Source organism: Collinsella tanakaei, from assembly GCF_016900375.1.
GTDB lineage: Bacteria > Actinomycetota > Coriobacteriia > Coriobacteriales > Coriobacteriaceae > Collinsella.
Genome location: NZ_JACJKB010000002.1, coordinates 196063 through 210330, shown reverse-complemented (window position 1 = coordinate 210330; position 14268 = coordinate 196063). Strand labels below are relative to the sequence as shown.

Sequence of the window (14268 nt, the reverse complement as noted above, 5' to 3'; positions counted from 1 at the left end):
AGCTGACCCCATGCCATCCACCAACCCGAACCGCCCCGCAAGCCCCCGCATGCATAGCGCCAACGAGGTACGTGCGGCCTGGATCGAGGCGACGCGCCTGCGCACGCTGCCCCTTGCCGCCTCGGGCTCGTTTGTCACGGCGGGGCTCGCCGTCGCGCGTGAAGCATGGCGGCCGCAGGTGTTCGCGCTTATGCTCGTCGTGTCGCTGTTGCTGCAGGTTATTGCCAACTTTGCCGACGACTACGGCGACCTTTCGCACGGCCTCGACGACGAGACCCGCGTGGGGCCGCGCCGCGGCATGCAGCGCGGAATCATCACGCCCGCCCAGATGAAGCGCGCGCTGATTGCGCTGTGCCTCGTGACCTTTGTGCTCGGCTGCCTGCTGATTGCCGTCGCCTTTTTGGGAGGCCCCGCCATGGGCGCCGATGCTGCCGTGGCCGCCGGCGTGTTCGTTGCGCTCGGCGTTGCCGCCATCGCCGCGGCGGTACTGTACACCGTGGGCCCGCACCCTTACGGCTATCTGGGCTTGGGCGACATCATGAGCTTTGTGTTTTTCGGGCTCGTCGCCGTGATTGCGGGGGCGTTCCTATACACGCACGAGCCCGATGCCGCCGCCGTCGTTGCCGGCGTGGCGCTAGGCCTGCCCGTCGCCGCCGTCATGAATATCAACAACATGCGCGACTCCCTTGCCGACGCCGCCAAGGGCAAGCGCACCCTAGCGAACCGCCTGTACGCCGCGGGTGCGCGCACAGGCGAACGCCAGGCGCAGGGCCGCTCGCCTGAGGAAATCGCGGGCCTCGTCGCACTGATGGAGCGCGGGCCGCACGCCGATCTTGCCGCTTTTGATGCCGAGGTCTCCGCAGCGGGGCCGGCAGCCGTGAAGCGCGCGCAGTCGCCCGAGACGCTTGCTGCCCTTGCCGGCGAGTCGTACATGCGCGCCTACCACCTGACGCTCGTGTACGCTGCGCTTGCGCTGTTCGTGGTGGCGCTGTTCCTGGTGCGAGGCGTGAGCCTTCTCACCTTCGTTCGCGCTGCCGTGGTGCTCGCCGCGTCCTACCCCCTCGTAAACGCGACGCAGGGCGTATGCCGCCAGCTCGATCACGAGAAGCTCGACCGCTTCATGGCGCCCACGAGCTTGGGAACCGTTTTGCTGGCAGCCGTGTTCGCGCTCGCAGTTGCAATCGGGTAGCTGCGCGCGGCCTACTGGGCGCATGGCGCGGAATCCGGCTGCCGAGCGCCCGTTTGAGGCCGACTTGCGAGCAAAGCAAGCCTCGATTGCCCGTCGCCTGGCAGAAAATGTAACTTGAGCACTGTTTACCTTAGGTAATTTGCTCTGAAACAAGCCAAAATAGCGGACAATTCGCGCAATGCGGCCATAACAACACTTTCTCAGACCGCCGAACAGCGCCCGACGGTCCCTCAAACAATGCTCAAGTTAAAAAATAACCAAGCACCCCCTGTGCCCTGGCGCCAGGCCGGGCTGTCGGACGGCTATTGGCAGCGCACGCGCAACCCTTCTGGCTAGAATTGCCACTTTTGTACCCGCAGGCCCTCCGTCCTGCCTGCAGACCAATCCCCAAAAAGCGGCCATTTCGCGCAAAACGGCTAAAACGTCATAGCCTAGAGCCCCTATCGTCCCGCCAGCGCCGCCCACAGCGGTACAAAAGTCGCCATTTCATCCAAGCGCCCCTCCGAGACCCGGCTCCACCCGCCGCCGCAACGCAAAGCCAGCGCACAACAGCACCAAATCGGGCCACCAGAAGGCAAATGCGCCCATCCGCGCGCCCGTCCACAGGTAAGATGATGAAAACCCGACCGCAAGGAGCGCCCATGCATCGCATTCTGTTCATCTGCCACGGCAATATCTGCCGCTCGACCATGGCGCAGTCCGTCATGACCGAACTCGTGCACCGCGCGGGACGCGCATCCGAGTTCGAGATCGATTCGGCCGCTACAAGCTACGAAGAAATCGGCAACCCGCCACATTGGGGCACCGAGACCAAGCTGCGCGAGGTCGGCATCCCCCTGGTCCCGCACCGCGCGCGCATCATCACCCCTGCCGAATACGACTCGTGGGACCACATCATCTATATGGATGCCGAGAACCGCCGCGGTCTCAAGCGCATCCTGCGCAGCGATCCCGACGGCAAGGTCAGCCGCCTGCTCGACTGGACCGACCGCCCCGGCGACGTGGCCGACCCGTGGTACACCGGCAACTTCGATGCCACGTACCGCGACGTACTCGCCGGCTGCACCGCCCTGCTGGATCAGCTCTCATAGCCGGACGCACACAGATCCCGGCCACTAGCTACCCAAGCAGACGCGTTATGGCCTCTCAACCAGCTCTCCTGCCTCGGCGCGAACCGTGATATGTAAATTATTCGTCCACCTAACTATTCGGTACCTTGACTTTCACCAAGCGCGTAGTAATCTCTTTTCCGCAAAAACGAAAACAGCGTGAATAAAGGAAGGAGCACCGCATGAGTGAGATCAGTGGGTCGGACACACCGGGCGCCGCGGACGCGTCGCGGTCGTGCCCGCCGGCGGAAGCCGCGCAGCCCTCGGACACACCCGAGGAGGCCCGTGCGCGACGTCTGCTGTGGAATCTCGGCTACTTTGGCCACTACCTGCACTTTCATAGCGGCGGCCGTTCGGGTCGGGCGGCCATCATCTGCCTGATCGCCAAAAACGACGGCCAGATGTCGCAGCAGGAACTCGGCGCGTATTTCGACCTGAAGCCCGGATCGCTTTCCGAGATCCTCGCCAAGATCGAAAACGCCGGCCTTATCGAGCGCACGCGCAATCCCGAGGATCGCCGTCAGCTGTCCATCCGCCTCACCGAGAAGGGCGAGCAGGAGGCGGCGCGCGAGCAGGAGGCGCGGGTGCGCTTTCGCCAGCGCGCGTTCGCGTGCCTTTCCGACGAGCAGCAGGAGCAGCTTGCCGACACCCTCGACATCGTTCGCAAGCATTGGGAGGAACTGAATGATTAAAACGCTCATGGGGAGCATCCGCGAATACAAGAAAGCGGCCATCGCCACCCCCATCATCGTGTCGGGCGAGGTGGTGATGGAGGTCGCCATCCCGTTCGTCACCGCGCAGCTCATCAACGTGATCCAGCAGGGCGCGTCCGTGGCCGAGATGCTGCCGTACGCCGGCGTCCTCGTCGTCATGGCCCTCGCGTCGCTGTGCTTCGGCATCGGCGCCGGCCTGACCTGCTCCGAGGCAAGCTGCGGCTTTGCCAAGAACCTGCGCCACGACGTGTTCGCCGCGGTGCAGCGCTTCAGCTTCGCCAACATCGACCAGTTCTCGAGCTCCTCGCTGGTGACGCGCCTCACCACGGACATCACCAACGTGCAGCTCGCCTACATGATGATCATCCGCACGGCCATCCGCTGCCCGCTGATCCTCATCTGCGGCATCGTCATGGCCTTCATCATGGGTGGCCCCATGGCCATTGTCTTCGTGATCGTCGTGCCCATCCTGGGCTTCGGCCTGTTCAAGGTCATCCGCACCGTGCACCCGATCTTCCGCTCCGTCTTCCGCAAGTACGACGCGCTCAACGAGTCCATCGAGGAGAACGTCACCGGCATGCGCGACGTGAAGAGCTACGTGCGCCAGGACTACGAGAAGCAGAAGTTCGGTCGCGCCGCGCAGGACGTGTGCGCCGACTTCACCCGCGCCGAGAAGATCCTCGCCTTCAACTCGCCCATGATGAACCTCGCCGTGTTCACGGTGTTCACCTTCATCATCCAGTTCGGCTCCTACCTGATCATCTCCACCCGCGGCACCGTACTGAACGTCGGTCAGTTCTCGTCGCTCACCACCTACGGCTTCATGATCCTCATGGCGCTCATGATGGTGTCGATGGTCTTCGCCATGATCACCATGGCGCAGGAGAGCGCCGAGCGTATCGTCGAGGTCATCGAGACCGAGCCCACCATCAAGAACCCGGCGAATCCCGTCACCGAGATGAAGGACGGCTCCATCGACTTCGACAACGTCACGTTCAAGTACTCCGAGAAGGCCGAGCACCGCGCGCTCGCCGAGATCGACCTGCACATCAAGAGCGGCGAGACCCTGGGCATCATGGGCGGCACCGGTTCGGCGAAGACCTCGCTCGTGAACCTGATCAGCCGTCTGTACGACGTGACCGAGGGCTCCGTGAAGGTCGGCGGCGTGGACGTGCGCGACTACGACCTCGAGTTCCTCCGCAACAACGTGGCCGTCGTGCTCCAGAAGAACGTGCTGTTCTCCGGCACCATCAAGGAGAACCTGCGCTGGGGCGACCCCGACGCCTCCTACGATGAGCTTGTCGAGGTCTGCAAGCTGGCCCAGGCCGACGAGTTCGTCCAGGGCTTCCCGCAGAAGTACGACACCTACATCGAGCAGGGCGGCACCAACGTGTCCGGCGGCCAGAAGCAGCGCCTGTGCATCGCCCGCGCGCTGCTCAAGCACCCCAAGGTCCTGATCCTCGACGACTCCACCTCCGCCGTTGACACCAAGACCGACGCCCTTATCCGTGAGGGTCTGGCGCAGTACCTGCCCGAGACCACCAAGATCATCATCGCCCAGCGCACGAGCTCCGTTGAGCACGCCGACCGCATCCTCGTGCTGGACAATGGCCACATCGCCGGCCTGGGCACGCACGACGAGCTCATGAAGACCTGCGACATCTACCGCGACACGTACGAGCAGCAGAACCGTACGAGCGAGGAGGATGTCGAGGCCGAGGCTGCGCCCGCAGCCGAGCCGGCTGCCGCGCCCGAGCCCGCCGCTACCGCACCGCAAGCCACGACCCTGGAAGGGGGTGTCGCCGATGAGCATTAACGCCGAAGCCAAAAAGCAGTACGAGGCCAACCGCCAGAACGTCGCCGGCCGACAGACCGACGACGGCGATCGTCGCCCCGGCCGCGGCCACATCCTCGGCCGCCTCGTGAAGACCCTCTTCTCGTTCTATCCCAAGCTGCTGCCGATCGTGGGCATCTGCATCCTCGTGCAGGCGATCCTGTCGGCCGTGCCCGCCATCTTCATCCAGCGCGCGCTCGAGATCGTCGGCGCCACCTGGGAATCCGGCGACTGGAACTCCGTGTCCGGCCAGGTCACCACGCTCAGCCTGACGCTGGTCGGCGTGTACGCCATCACGCTCATCGCCAACTTCACGCAGACGCGCCTCATGGCCATCATCACCCAGGGCTCGCTCGAGAAGTTCCGCGAGAAGCTGTTCGACCACATGCAGGACCTGCCGATCAGCTACTTCGACCAGCACCAGCGCGGCGATATCATGAGCTACTACACCAACGATATCGACACGCTGCGTCAGATGATCTCGCAGTCGATGCCCAACATCTGCCTGACCGTCATCACCTGCGTCTCCGTCGTCGCCATCATGGTGTACTACAGCGTCTGGATGGCGCTCGTCGTCATCCTCGGCGTGGGCTTCATGGCCTATATGACCAAGCAGCTCGGCGGCCGCTCCGCGCGCAACTTCCTCGCGCAGCAGCACGAGATCTCGGTGGTCGAGGGCCATGTCGAGGAGATCATGAACGGCCAGCGCGTCGTCAAGGTGTTCTGCCATGAGGACGCCGCGCAGGAGGACTTCGACGTCCGCAACGAGCGTCTGTTCCGCGCCGCGCGCGCCGCGAACATGTACACCAATACGCTCGGCCCGATCCTCATGAACCTCGGCAACCTGATGTATGTCATCGTGGCGCTCGTGGGCGGCGTCTTCATCGCTCTCAACGTGCCCAACCTGTCCATCTCCGGCCTGGGCTTCTCCGTGGCCGTGACCGTGCCGTTCCTGAACATGACCAAGCAGTTCGCCGGCCAGATCGGTCAGATCTCGCAGCAGATCAACGCCGTGGTCATGGGCCTCGCGGGTGCCGCGCGCATCTTCGAGCTCATGGACGAGGAGCCCGAGCAGGACGAGGGCTACGTCACGCTCGTGAACACCAAGATGGAGAACGGCAAGCTCGTCGAGGTCGAGGGCAAGCACACCGGCCGCTGGGCGTGGAAGCACCCGCACCAGGACGGCACCGTCGAGCTCGTGCCGCTGCGGGGCGACGTGCGCCTGGTCGACGTGGACTTCGGCTACAAGCCCGGCCACACCGTGCTGCACGACGTGAGCGTGTGGGCCAAGCCCGGACAGAAGATCGCCTTCGTGGGCGCGACCGGCGCCGGCAAGACCACGATCACGAACCTGATCAACCGCTTCTACGACATCCAGAGCGGCAAGATCCGCTACGACGGCATCAACGTCGAGAAGATCCGCAAGGACGACCTGCGCCGCTCGCTGGGTATGGTCCTGCAGGACGTGAACCTGTTCACCGGCACCGTTATGGACAACATCCGCTACGGCCGCCTGGACGCTACCGACGAGGAGTGCATCGCCGCGGCCAAGCTGGCCGGCGCGCACGGCTTCATCGAGCGCCTGCCCGAGGGCTACAACACGATGCTGACCGACAACGGCTCCAACCTGTCGCAGGGTCAGCGCCAGCTGCTGTCCATCTCGCGCGCCGCGGTGGCCGACCCGCCGGTCATGATTCTGGACGAGGCGACCTCCTCGATCGATACGCGTACCGAGGCAATCGTTCAGCGCGGTATGGACGCCCTGATGAGCGGCCGTACGACCTTCGTGATCGCGCACCGTCTGTCGACCGTCCGCAACTCCGATGCGATCATCGTGCTCGACCACGGCCGCATCATCGAGCGCGGCAGCCACGATGAGCTGATCGCCAAGCGCGGCACGTACTACCAGCTGTACACGGGCGCGTTTGAGCTCGAATAAGCTCTTTGCGTGACGCGTCTGGGTCCTGCCCGGGTTGCCGGGTGCGGTCCGGGCGCGTCCTCGGCCTGCGGCCTGCGGGATTGCGCCCGGACCGCACCCGGCAACCCGGGCAGGACCCAGACGACGCATGCGGGCTTTTCTCGCAGCGGGGGGAAGTTGGCCGGCCTGCGCGAAGCGCAGGCTCGGTTTTGTGGGGCCCTCCGGCGCAATGCGCCGGAGGGCCCTTGTTGTTGACCGCCGGCCGGCGAAGCGTGGCTTCGCCGGCCGGCTATGTTATCTGACTCGTTGCGTTATTGGTTATCTAGAATCGCTTGGGCTTTTTCTAGGACGGCTTCGCGGATGAATTGGGACTTCGACTTGCCGCAGGCTTTGGCTGCTTGCTTGACGTAGTCGACTAGGGAGCGGGGCATCTTGAAGGTGACTACGTCGGTTGGTTCTGGGGCTAGGCGTGGGCGGCCTGGTGGAGCGGACATTATGCGGCGCCATTCGCGTTTGGAGGGGCCTCCTGGGGAGCCTGGGCCGAGTTGGATGGGGCCCCATTCGCCTTCGCCGAAATCGCCCGCTGCGAACTTCTGCTCAAGGTCGTCGATCATCCTGTTCGTATACTCCGTGCCATCTTCGGCGACGAGGACGACTTCGTCGTTTCGAAGCTCATCCATACTCAGCTTCTTCTTTCTGAACATCGCTATCGCCTCCATCCCAGCTCTTGCTTGCCACCGCTTGCAAGAGGCATTGCGTGGATAATCGCCATGCGCTGCCTCCGCTCGTCCCACAGCTCTACCAGCTGTATGTCTCTGCCCTTTCCATCGGGGCCGACAAGGATTCTTTCGAATGATCGTTCGTCAACTCGCGATTTTGCTGTATACGCGTACTCCCATACATGCAAGATGTCTCGTTTGCTGAGGCCATGCTTGTACGCATGCTTTACTACTAAGGGCCTGGATAGCATAGGCGCTCCCAACCTTTAGTATTACTTTATCGTAATACTAAAGAACTTGCTGCTCAAGTGGTTCGTGGGAGGTCTACGGTAAACGGTGCTGCTGAATCGGAATCCTGATGATTCGAGCCCGTGTCTTGCACGCTGTCGGCATGCATCTGGCCCGAATCAAACACGGGCGCCCTACCGGCTGATTCATGGCGTGGCCTGGCGGTGCACGGCGGCGATCTGCGCAGCACACGTGACACGCATGCTGAAGAGCTTGACGAAACTCCATGAAGCTGGCTTCTCCGTCGCGCATTAACTGACCCCAGGCGAGACCGCTGTTTCTCTCTCTAACTCCGCTGTTTACGGCAAGTTAGAGAGAGAAACAGCGGTCTCGCCTGGGGTCAGCTAATTCCGGCAGGAAATTGGAGCCGCAGCGGGTCTAAATCAGCCCGAAGTGCGCCAGGCCGGTAGACACGCCCTCGTGTTCGGCACGGTCGGTCACGTAGACGGCTTCTGCCTTGACCGAATCGAGGGCGTTGCCCATGGCGACCGGCGTCTCGACGGCACGCAGCATGGGCAGGTCGTTTTCCGAATCGCCGAAGGCGAAGGTGTTCTCGATGCCATGGCCGAGATACGCCAGGGCGGCACGGACGCCGGCCCCCTTGTCGACGCCCAGCAGAGTGCACTCCCCCGTGCCCAGACCGAGGTCGTAGCGGCCATAGTGCTTAGCCAGAAAATCGCCGATCTGATCAAGCTTGGGCAGCATCTCGTTGGTGAAGGAGAACTTGCTGAAGCGCATGTTCGTCTTGGAGCGCAGCTCGTCAAGCGAATGCGTGACCACCGTGCCCGGGATGTCGGTGTAGTCGCCGCCGTTGGGCAAAAATGCTGCGAAGGTGTCAGTACCCTCGAACACGACCTCGATGCCCAGGTCAGTAAAGCGGCGCACGGTCTCCTCGAGCAGCGCGTCGTCGATCACATGCTCCTCGACGATCTTGCCATCCATATACAGACAGGCGCCGGCGGAGAGCACAAGGCCCGCGGGCTCAAGGTCAAGCAGTGCCTGCTGCACAAGGCACAGGGGACGACCGGTGCAGATAAACGCCTGGTGGCCACGCTCGCGAAGGCGCGCGAAGGCGTCGGCCGTCGCCGCGGACGGGCGCGCGTGAGCAACGTTTTGGGCGGCGTTGCTCGACGGGTCGTGCCAGATAAGCGTACCGTCGACGTCGAAGAAGATGACCGCGCCCGTACCGTTGGTGTCCTGCATGCCGTTCCGTCCTTACTGGGGATTCGTCTCAAACAGGCACCATCATATACTGGCGCGATGCCCCCATTTGCAAACAACGCGTAAGCGCTACACAGCCACCATGGCCGGCGGGGCGGGGCGCGCGGCGGCAGGCATCGACGCTGTCTGCCAGCATATAATGGTGCGACAACGACGACATCTCGAAAGGTTTCCCATGGAGTTCTACGCAAGCTGCCCCGAGGGCTTTGAGACCGCTTTGGCCGATGAGCTGCGCGGTTTGGGTACGCCGCGCGTGCGCAAGCTAAAGGGGCGCGTGTCGTTCGAGGGCACTGCACTGGACGCCGAGCGCGTATGCCTGTGGTCGCGCCTGGCGAGCCGCGTGCTGGTTGTCGTGGGGCGCTTTTACTGCCGCGATGCGCGCGATCTGTACGACGGTGTCTACGACATTCCGTGGGAGGACATCCTGCGCCGCGGTTCCACGATCGCCGTTTCGGCGCGCGGCACCAACGATGAGCTGCGCAACTCGCGCTACATCTCGCTGTGCGTGAAAGACGCCGTATGCGACCGCTTGGCGGACGAGACGGGCAGCCGCGCCGATGTGGACACCGACCAGCCCGATGCGCACATCACCTGCACGCTGCGCGGCGAGCGTGCGAGCATCCAGCTCGACCTTTCGGGCGAGGCCCTGTTCCGCCGCCTGCCTCGCGAGGCGGCGCACGCCGGAGCCGCCCACGTGCTGCGCCCCGACTACGCGGCGCTCGTGCTTGCGCAGGTCGGATGGGCTAAGAGCTGCAGGCGCGCCGAGCAGGATGGCACGCCCTGCGTGCTGGTTGACGCCTGCTGCGCGGGCGGCGGCATCGCCCTCGAAGCGGCCTCGATCGCGGCAGGGCGGGCGCCGGGCATCGATCGCGATTACTGGGGCTTTACCAGCTGGGTTGAGCACGACCCGCTGACTTGGGCCCATCTTCAGGCCGAGGCGCGCCAGCAGGCAGCGGATGGCGACGAGGCGGTATCGATCCGCATCGTGGCTGCCGATGACGATCAGCGCGCGCTTTCGCTGGCCCGCCGCGTGCTGAAGGGTGCCGGCCTCGACCGCCGCGTCATCTTCGCGCAGGCAGACGTAGACAAAATCGCGCCCAAGCTGGGCTTGGGCAGAGTCGTCGCCGGCATCGAACTCGGCGGAGCCGTGGTGGCAGACATCGCCGAGGCCGGTTTCTCCACGATGGGACGCACTCTGCAGCTCGTGCAGGACCTTTGCGACACTCCTGGCCTCGACGCGCTGCCCATCGCCGTGCTTGCGCGCGACGAGCTGGCCGAACGCGCGCTCGATCGCCCGATGAGTGCCTCGATTGCCGTGCGCCCGAACAACGAACCGGCCCGCCTGCTGGTATTCGCCCCCGGCGAGGCCGACGCGGACGGGCTCCGCGATGCAGACGAGGCCGCAGCTGCCCGAGCTCCGCGTGCAACCGTGGACCTGGGCGACGGCGCACCCATCCCCGTGCTCGTCCCCGAGTCGGATCAGTTTGCCGCACGCCTGAAGAAGGTCGCCCGTCTGCGCCGCAAGTGGGCCAAGCGCTCCGGCGTGACGTGCTATCGCGTGTACGACGCCGACCTCCCCGATTACGCAGCTTCCATCGACCTGTACGAGGGCTCGGCCTCCACGCCGGGCCGCTGGCTCGTGCTGGCCGAGTACGCCGCGCCGCGCTCCGTCGACCCCGAGCTCGCTCAGGCACGCATGCTCGACATGCTCGCCATCGCCCCGCGCGTGCTCGATGTGGAGCCCGACCATGTGGCGGCCCGTTCGCGCACTCGCTCGCGCGGCGGTTCGCAGTATGCGGAAGCGGGCTCGAAGGGATCGCGCGGGCAGAAGCGCCAATCCTCAACGAAAGGTTCATCACCTTTGATTGAAGAAGGCGGCCTCACGTTTTCGGTCAACTTCGACGACTATCTGGATACCGGCATCTTCCTAGACCACCGCGTGACCCGCGACCTCGTTCGCCAGCGCGCCAAGGGATGCAAACGCTTCCTCAACCTGTTTGCCTACACGGGCACCGCTACCTGCTACGCTGCCGACGGCGGCGCCCAGCAGACCACGACGGTCGACCTGTCCAATACCTATCTGGACTGGGCACGCCGCAATATGGAGCTCAACGGCTTTACGGGCCGCGCCCACCGCTTCGTGCGCGCCGACGTGCTTGCGTGGGTCGCCGAGCAGCGCCGCGCCGGACACACCTGGGATCTTATCTTCTGCGATCCACCGACGTTCTCGAACTCGTCCAAGATGGGCGAACGCACCTGGGACGTGCAACGCGACCACGTGTGGCTGCTCAGCTGCCTGGCCGACCTGCTTGCACCCGGCGGCCTGGCCATCTTCTCGTGCAACCTGCGCACGTTCAAGCCCTCGCTCGACGAGCTCGCAGCAGCAGGCGTAGCCATCGAGGACATCACGGCCGAGACCATCCCCGAGGACTTTGCCCGCAACGCCAAGATCCACCACTGCTACCTAGTACGCCGCGCCTAACCGCGTTTGGGTGTCCACTTTCGGGACGGAGATGTTTTCGGACATCCGCCGCGGCCTGGCCTCTCTGGGGACGTAGCCGGGAGGTGAAATTTAGGGGACAGGTCCCAAACTTGCAGGCGGACGGGGAACTTGAAAGCTCCCCGTCTGCCTGCAAGTTTGGGACCTGTCCCCTAAATTTCACCTCCCGGCTACGTCCCCAGAGAGGCCAGGCATGCGGATGCTTGCCCTTATGCAGATTCGCTACGATAATTGGTTGCCAAGTATCGTCGTATACAACAAGGAGAATCGAACATCATGGGATCAACCCCTCAGTGCGGCGCTGACGCCTCGTCGTCACACGCGTCGCACGAAATCCCGATCGGCATCGGTGCGATGTTGGTCACCCTGGGCGTGGTGTACGGTGACATCGGCACCTCGCCCATGTACGTCACCAAGGCCCTGCTCGCAGGCAACGGTGGCATCATGTCGGTCACCGAGGAGTTCATCCTCGGCGCCCTCTCCCTCGTCATCTGGACGGTGACGCTGCTCACCACGGTCAAGTACGTGCTCGTGTCGCTTCGCGCCGACAACCACGGCGAAGGCGGCATCTTCGCCCTCTACAGCATTGTGCGCCGTGGCGCCAAATGGCTCATCATCCCCGCCATGCTCGGCGGCTCGGCACTTCTGGCCGACGGCGTGCTGACCCCCGCGGTCACCATCACCACCGCCATCGAGGGCTTGCGCACCATTCCCGAGGTCCATGCTGTCATGGGCGATAACCAGACGAACGTCGTCATCATCACGCTCATCATCGTGTGCATCCTGTTCTTGGTGCAGCGCGCCGGCACGTCCAAGATCGGTCGCGCCTTCGGCCCGGTCATGACGTTCTGGTTCCTGTTCCTGGGCGTCTCCGGCCTCATGCACGTGCTGGGCAACCCCATCGTCCTCATGGCATTCAACCCCCTGCGCGGCATCATGTTCCTGTTCTCGCCCAACAACCACGCGGGCATCATGATCCTGGGCAGCTGCTTCCTCGCCACGACCGGCGCCGAGGCGCTCTACTCCGACATGGGACACGTGGGCCGCGGCAACATCTACGCCACCTGGCCGTTCGTCAAGATCTGCCTGGTCCTGTCCTACCTGGGTCAGGGCGCTTGGCTGCTCGCCAACGCCGGCAACGCCGACCTCGCGAGCATCTCCGACCTCAACCCGTTCTTCCAGATGCTGCCCGACGTCATCCGCCCGTTCGGCGTCGTGCTCTCCACCTGCGCGGCCATCATCGCGTCTCAGGCGCTCATCACCGGCGCGTTCTCGCTCGTGTCCGAGGCGAGCGGCCTCGACCTCATGCCGCACATGCAGGTGTTCTACCCCGCCGAGACCAAGGGGCAGCTCTACATCCCCATGGTCAACAACGTCATGTGGGTCGGCTGCATCATCGTCGTGCTGCTGTTCCAGTCCTCGGCTCACATGGAGGCGGCGTACGGCCTGGCCATCACCATCACGATGCTCTGCACCACGCTGCTGCTCTTCTTCTACCTGCATAAGATCCGCCACGTGAAGGTCTTCCCCTTCATCTTCGTGGCGTTCTTCGTGGCGCTCGAGGGCTTCTTCTTCATCTCGTCGCTCACCAAGTTCTTCCACGGCGGCTACTTCACCATCATGCTCGCCGCCCTCATCATGGCCATCATGGTGAGCTGGTACAACGGCAGCCGTGTCGAGCGTCGTCAGGCCAACCTGCTGCCCATCCACGACTATCTGGACCAGCTCGATCGCCTGCGCCACGACGAGACGTACGACAAGCTGTGCGACAACCTCGTGTACCTGACCAACAACCCGCGCCCCGATTACCTGGACCGCGACATCCTGTACTCGATCTTCGACAAGCATCCCAAGCGCGCGCAGGCCTACTGGTTCCTGAACGTTCAGGTTACCGACGAGCCGCACACCTTCGCGTACTCGGTGGAGAACTTCGGCACCGACTACGTGTTCCGCGTGACGTTCTACCTGGGCTATAAGGTCAACCAGCGTGTGAACGCCTACCTGCGCCAGGTCGTCGGCGAGCTTTCGGCCTCCGGCGAGCTGCCGCCGCAGAGGAGCGACTACTCGGTGTACAAGACGCCCGGCCCCATCGGCAGCTTCCGCTTCTGCATGGTGTACAAGACGCTTGCCCCCGAGTCTGACGTCGAGGCGAGCGAGCGTACCGCCATCGCGCTCAAGTACGCGATCCGCCGCCACGCCGGCTCGCCGGTGCAGTGGTACGGCCTGGAGAACTCCAGCGTCATCTACGAGTACGTGCCCCTGTTCACCAAGTTCAAGGCCGTCGAGCGCCTGGAGCGCATCTATCCGGACAAGAACTAGCGAGCGCGTGCGCCGCGCGCTGTGCGCAGCTCGTATCTCGCATCCGTAAGGCAGAAGGCCGCCGCGATCGACTCGCGGCGGCCTTCGTTTGTTGAGGTGAGATGTCGGGGCCGGACGGCCGGGTGCTGACGCGCTAGCCGACAACGGCTGTGCGCTTTCGGAACGCGGGCCGCAACCGACTGTGCGCTATCGGTACGCTTTGGGGCGCGAGATGTTCCGATAGTGCACAGCGGCACCGCGGGGGATGTTCCCTAAGCGCACAGCCGTCCCGTGTCCACTTTCAGGACGGAGATGTTTTCGGCCACCCGCGGCCAGCTGAGGTGAAATTTAGGGGACAGGTCCCAAACTTGCAGGCGGGCGGGGAGCTTGGAAGCTCCCCGCCCGCCTGCAAGTTTGGGACCTGTCCCCTAAATTTCACCTTCCGGCTACGTCCCCAGAGAGGCCAGGCCGCCGCGGGG

General features: G+C 64.1%; 9 protein-coding genes. 7 read left to right on the top strand and 2 right to left on the bottom strand.

What is annotated here, in order from left to right; translation table 11 throughout:
- Positions 1–10: 10 nt before the first annotated feature.
- From menA to H6A16_RS02190, 5 genes are all read left to right on the top strand, one after another.
- The gene (gene menA / locus H6A16_RS02210; RefSeq protein WP_204615735.1) at positions 11–1189 is read left to right on the top strand and encodes a 1,4-dihydroxy-2-naphthoate octaprenyltransferase; all 1179 of its coding nucleotides are present in this window, start codon (positions 11–13) and stop codon (positions 1187–1189) included.
- A 641-nt stretch (positions 1190–1830) separates the two neighbouring features.
- Positions 1831–2280, top strand: a complete 450-nt coding sequence (locus H6A16_RS02205) for a low molecular weight protein-tyrosine-phosphatase (protein WP_204615733.1) — start codon at positions 1831–1833, stop codon at positions 2278–2280.
- A 200-nt stretch (positions 2281–2480) separates the two neighbouring features.
- Entirely contained in the window at positions 2481–2990 is a 510-nt protein-coding gene (locus H6A16_RS02200; RefSeq protein ID WP_204615732.1) for a MarR family winged helix-turn-helix transcriptional regulator, read from the top strand.
- Positions 2983–4827: an ABC transporter ATP-binding protein gene (locus tag H6A16_RS02195; protein ID WP_239458136.1), complete on the top strand. Its 1845-nt coding sequence runs from the start codon at positions 2983–2985 to the stop codon at positions 4825–4827. Before H6A16_RS02200 ends, H6A16_RS02195 begins: the two co-directional genes overlap by 8 nt.
- Positions 4817–6784 carry an ABC transporter ATP-binding protein gene (locus H6A16_RS02190; RefSeq protein WP_204615731.1) on the top strand — a complete coding sequence of 656 codons (1968 nt, stop codon included), beginning with the start codon at positions 4817–4819 and terminating at the stop codon, positions 6782–6784. Before H6A16_RS02195 ends, H6A16_RS02190 begins: the two co-directional genes overlap by 11 nt.
- Positions 6785–7074: 290 nt before the next feature.
- Here H6A16_RS02190 and H6A16_RS02185 read toward each other — a convergent pair whose 3' ends face one another.
- Both H6A16_RS02185 and H6A16_RS02180 read right to left on the bottom strand, forming a co-directional pair.
- The gene (locus H6A16_RS02185; RefSeq protein ID WP_204615730.1) at positions 7075–7467 is read right to left on the bottom strand and encodes a ribbon-helix-helix protein, CopG family; all 393 of its coding nucleotides are present in this window, start codon (positions 7465–7467) and stop codon (positions 7075–7077) included.
- A gap of 681 nt (positions 7468–8148) precedes the next feature.
- On the bottom strand, positions 8149–8973 hold the full coding sequence (locus H6A16_RS02180) for an HAD family hydrolase (protein WP_204615729.1): 825 nt from the start codon (positions 8971–8973) through the stop codon (positions 8149–8151).
- Positions 8974–9166: 193 nt separating this feature from the next.
- Here H6A16_RS02180 and rlmKL point away from each other — a divergent pair, with 193 nt between their 5' ends.
- Both rlmKL and H6A16_RS02170 read left to right on the top strand, forming a co-directional pair.
- Positions 9167–11473 (top strand): bifunctional 23S rRNA (guanine(2069)-N(7))-methyltransferase RlmK/23S rRNA (guanine(2445)-N(2))-methyltransferase RlmL, encoded by a 2307-nt coding sequence (gene rlmKL, locus H6A16_RS02175; protein ID WP_204615727.1) that lies wholly within the window; start codon positions 9167–9169, stop codon positions 11471–11473.
- Positions 11474–11767: 294 nt separating this feature from the next.
- Positions 11768–13810: a KUP/HAK/KT family potassium transporter gene (locus tag H6A16_RS02170; protein WP_204615725.1), complete on the top strand. Its 2043-nt coding sequence runs from the start codon at positions 11768–11770 to the stop codon at positions 13808–13810.
- The last annotated feature ends 458 nt before the right edge of the window (positions 13811–14268 follow it).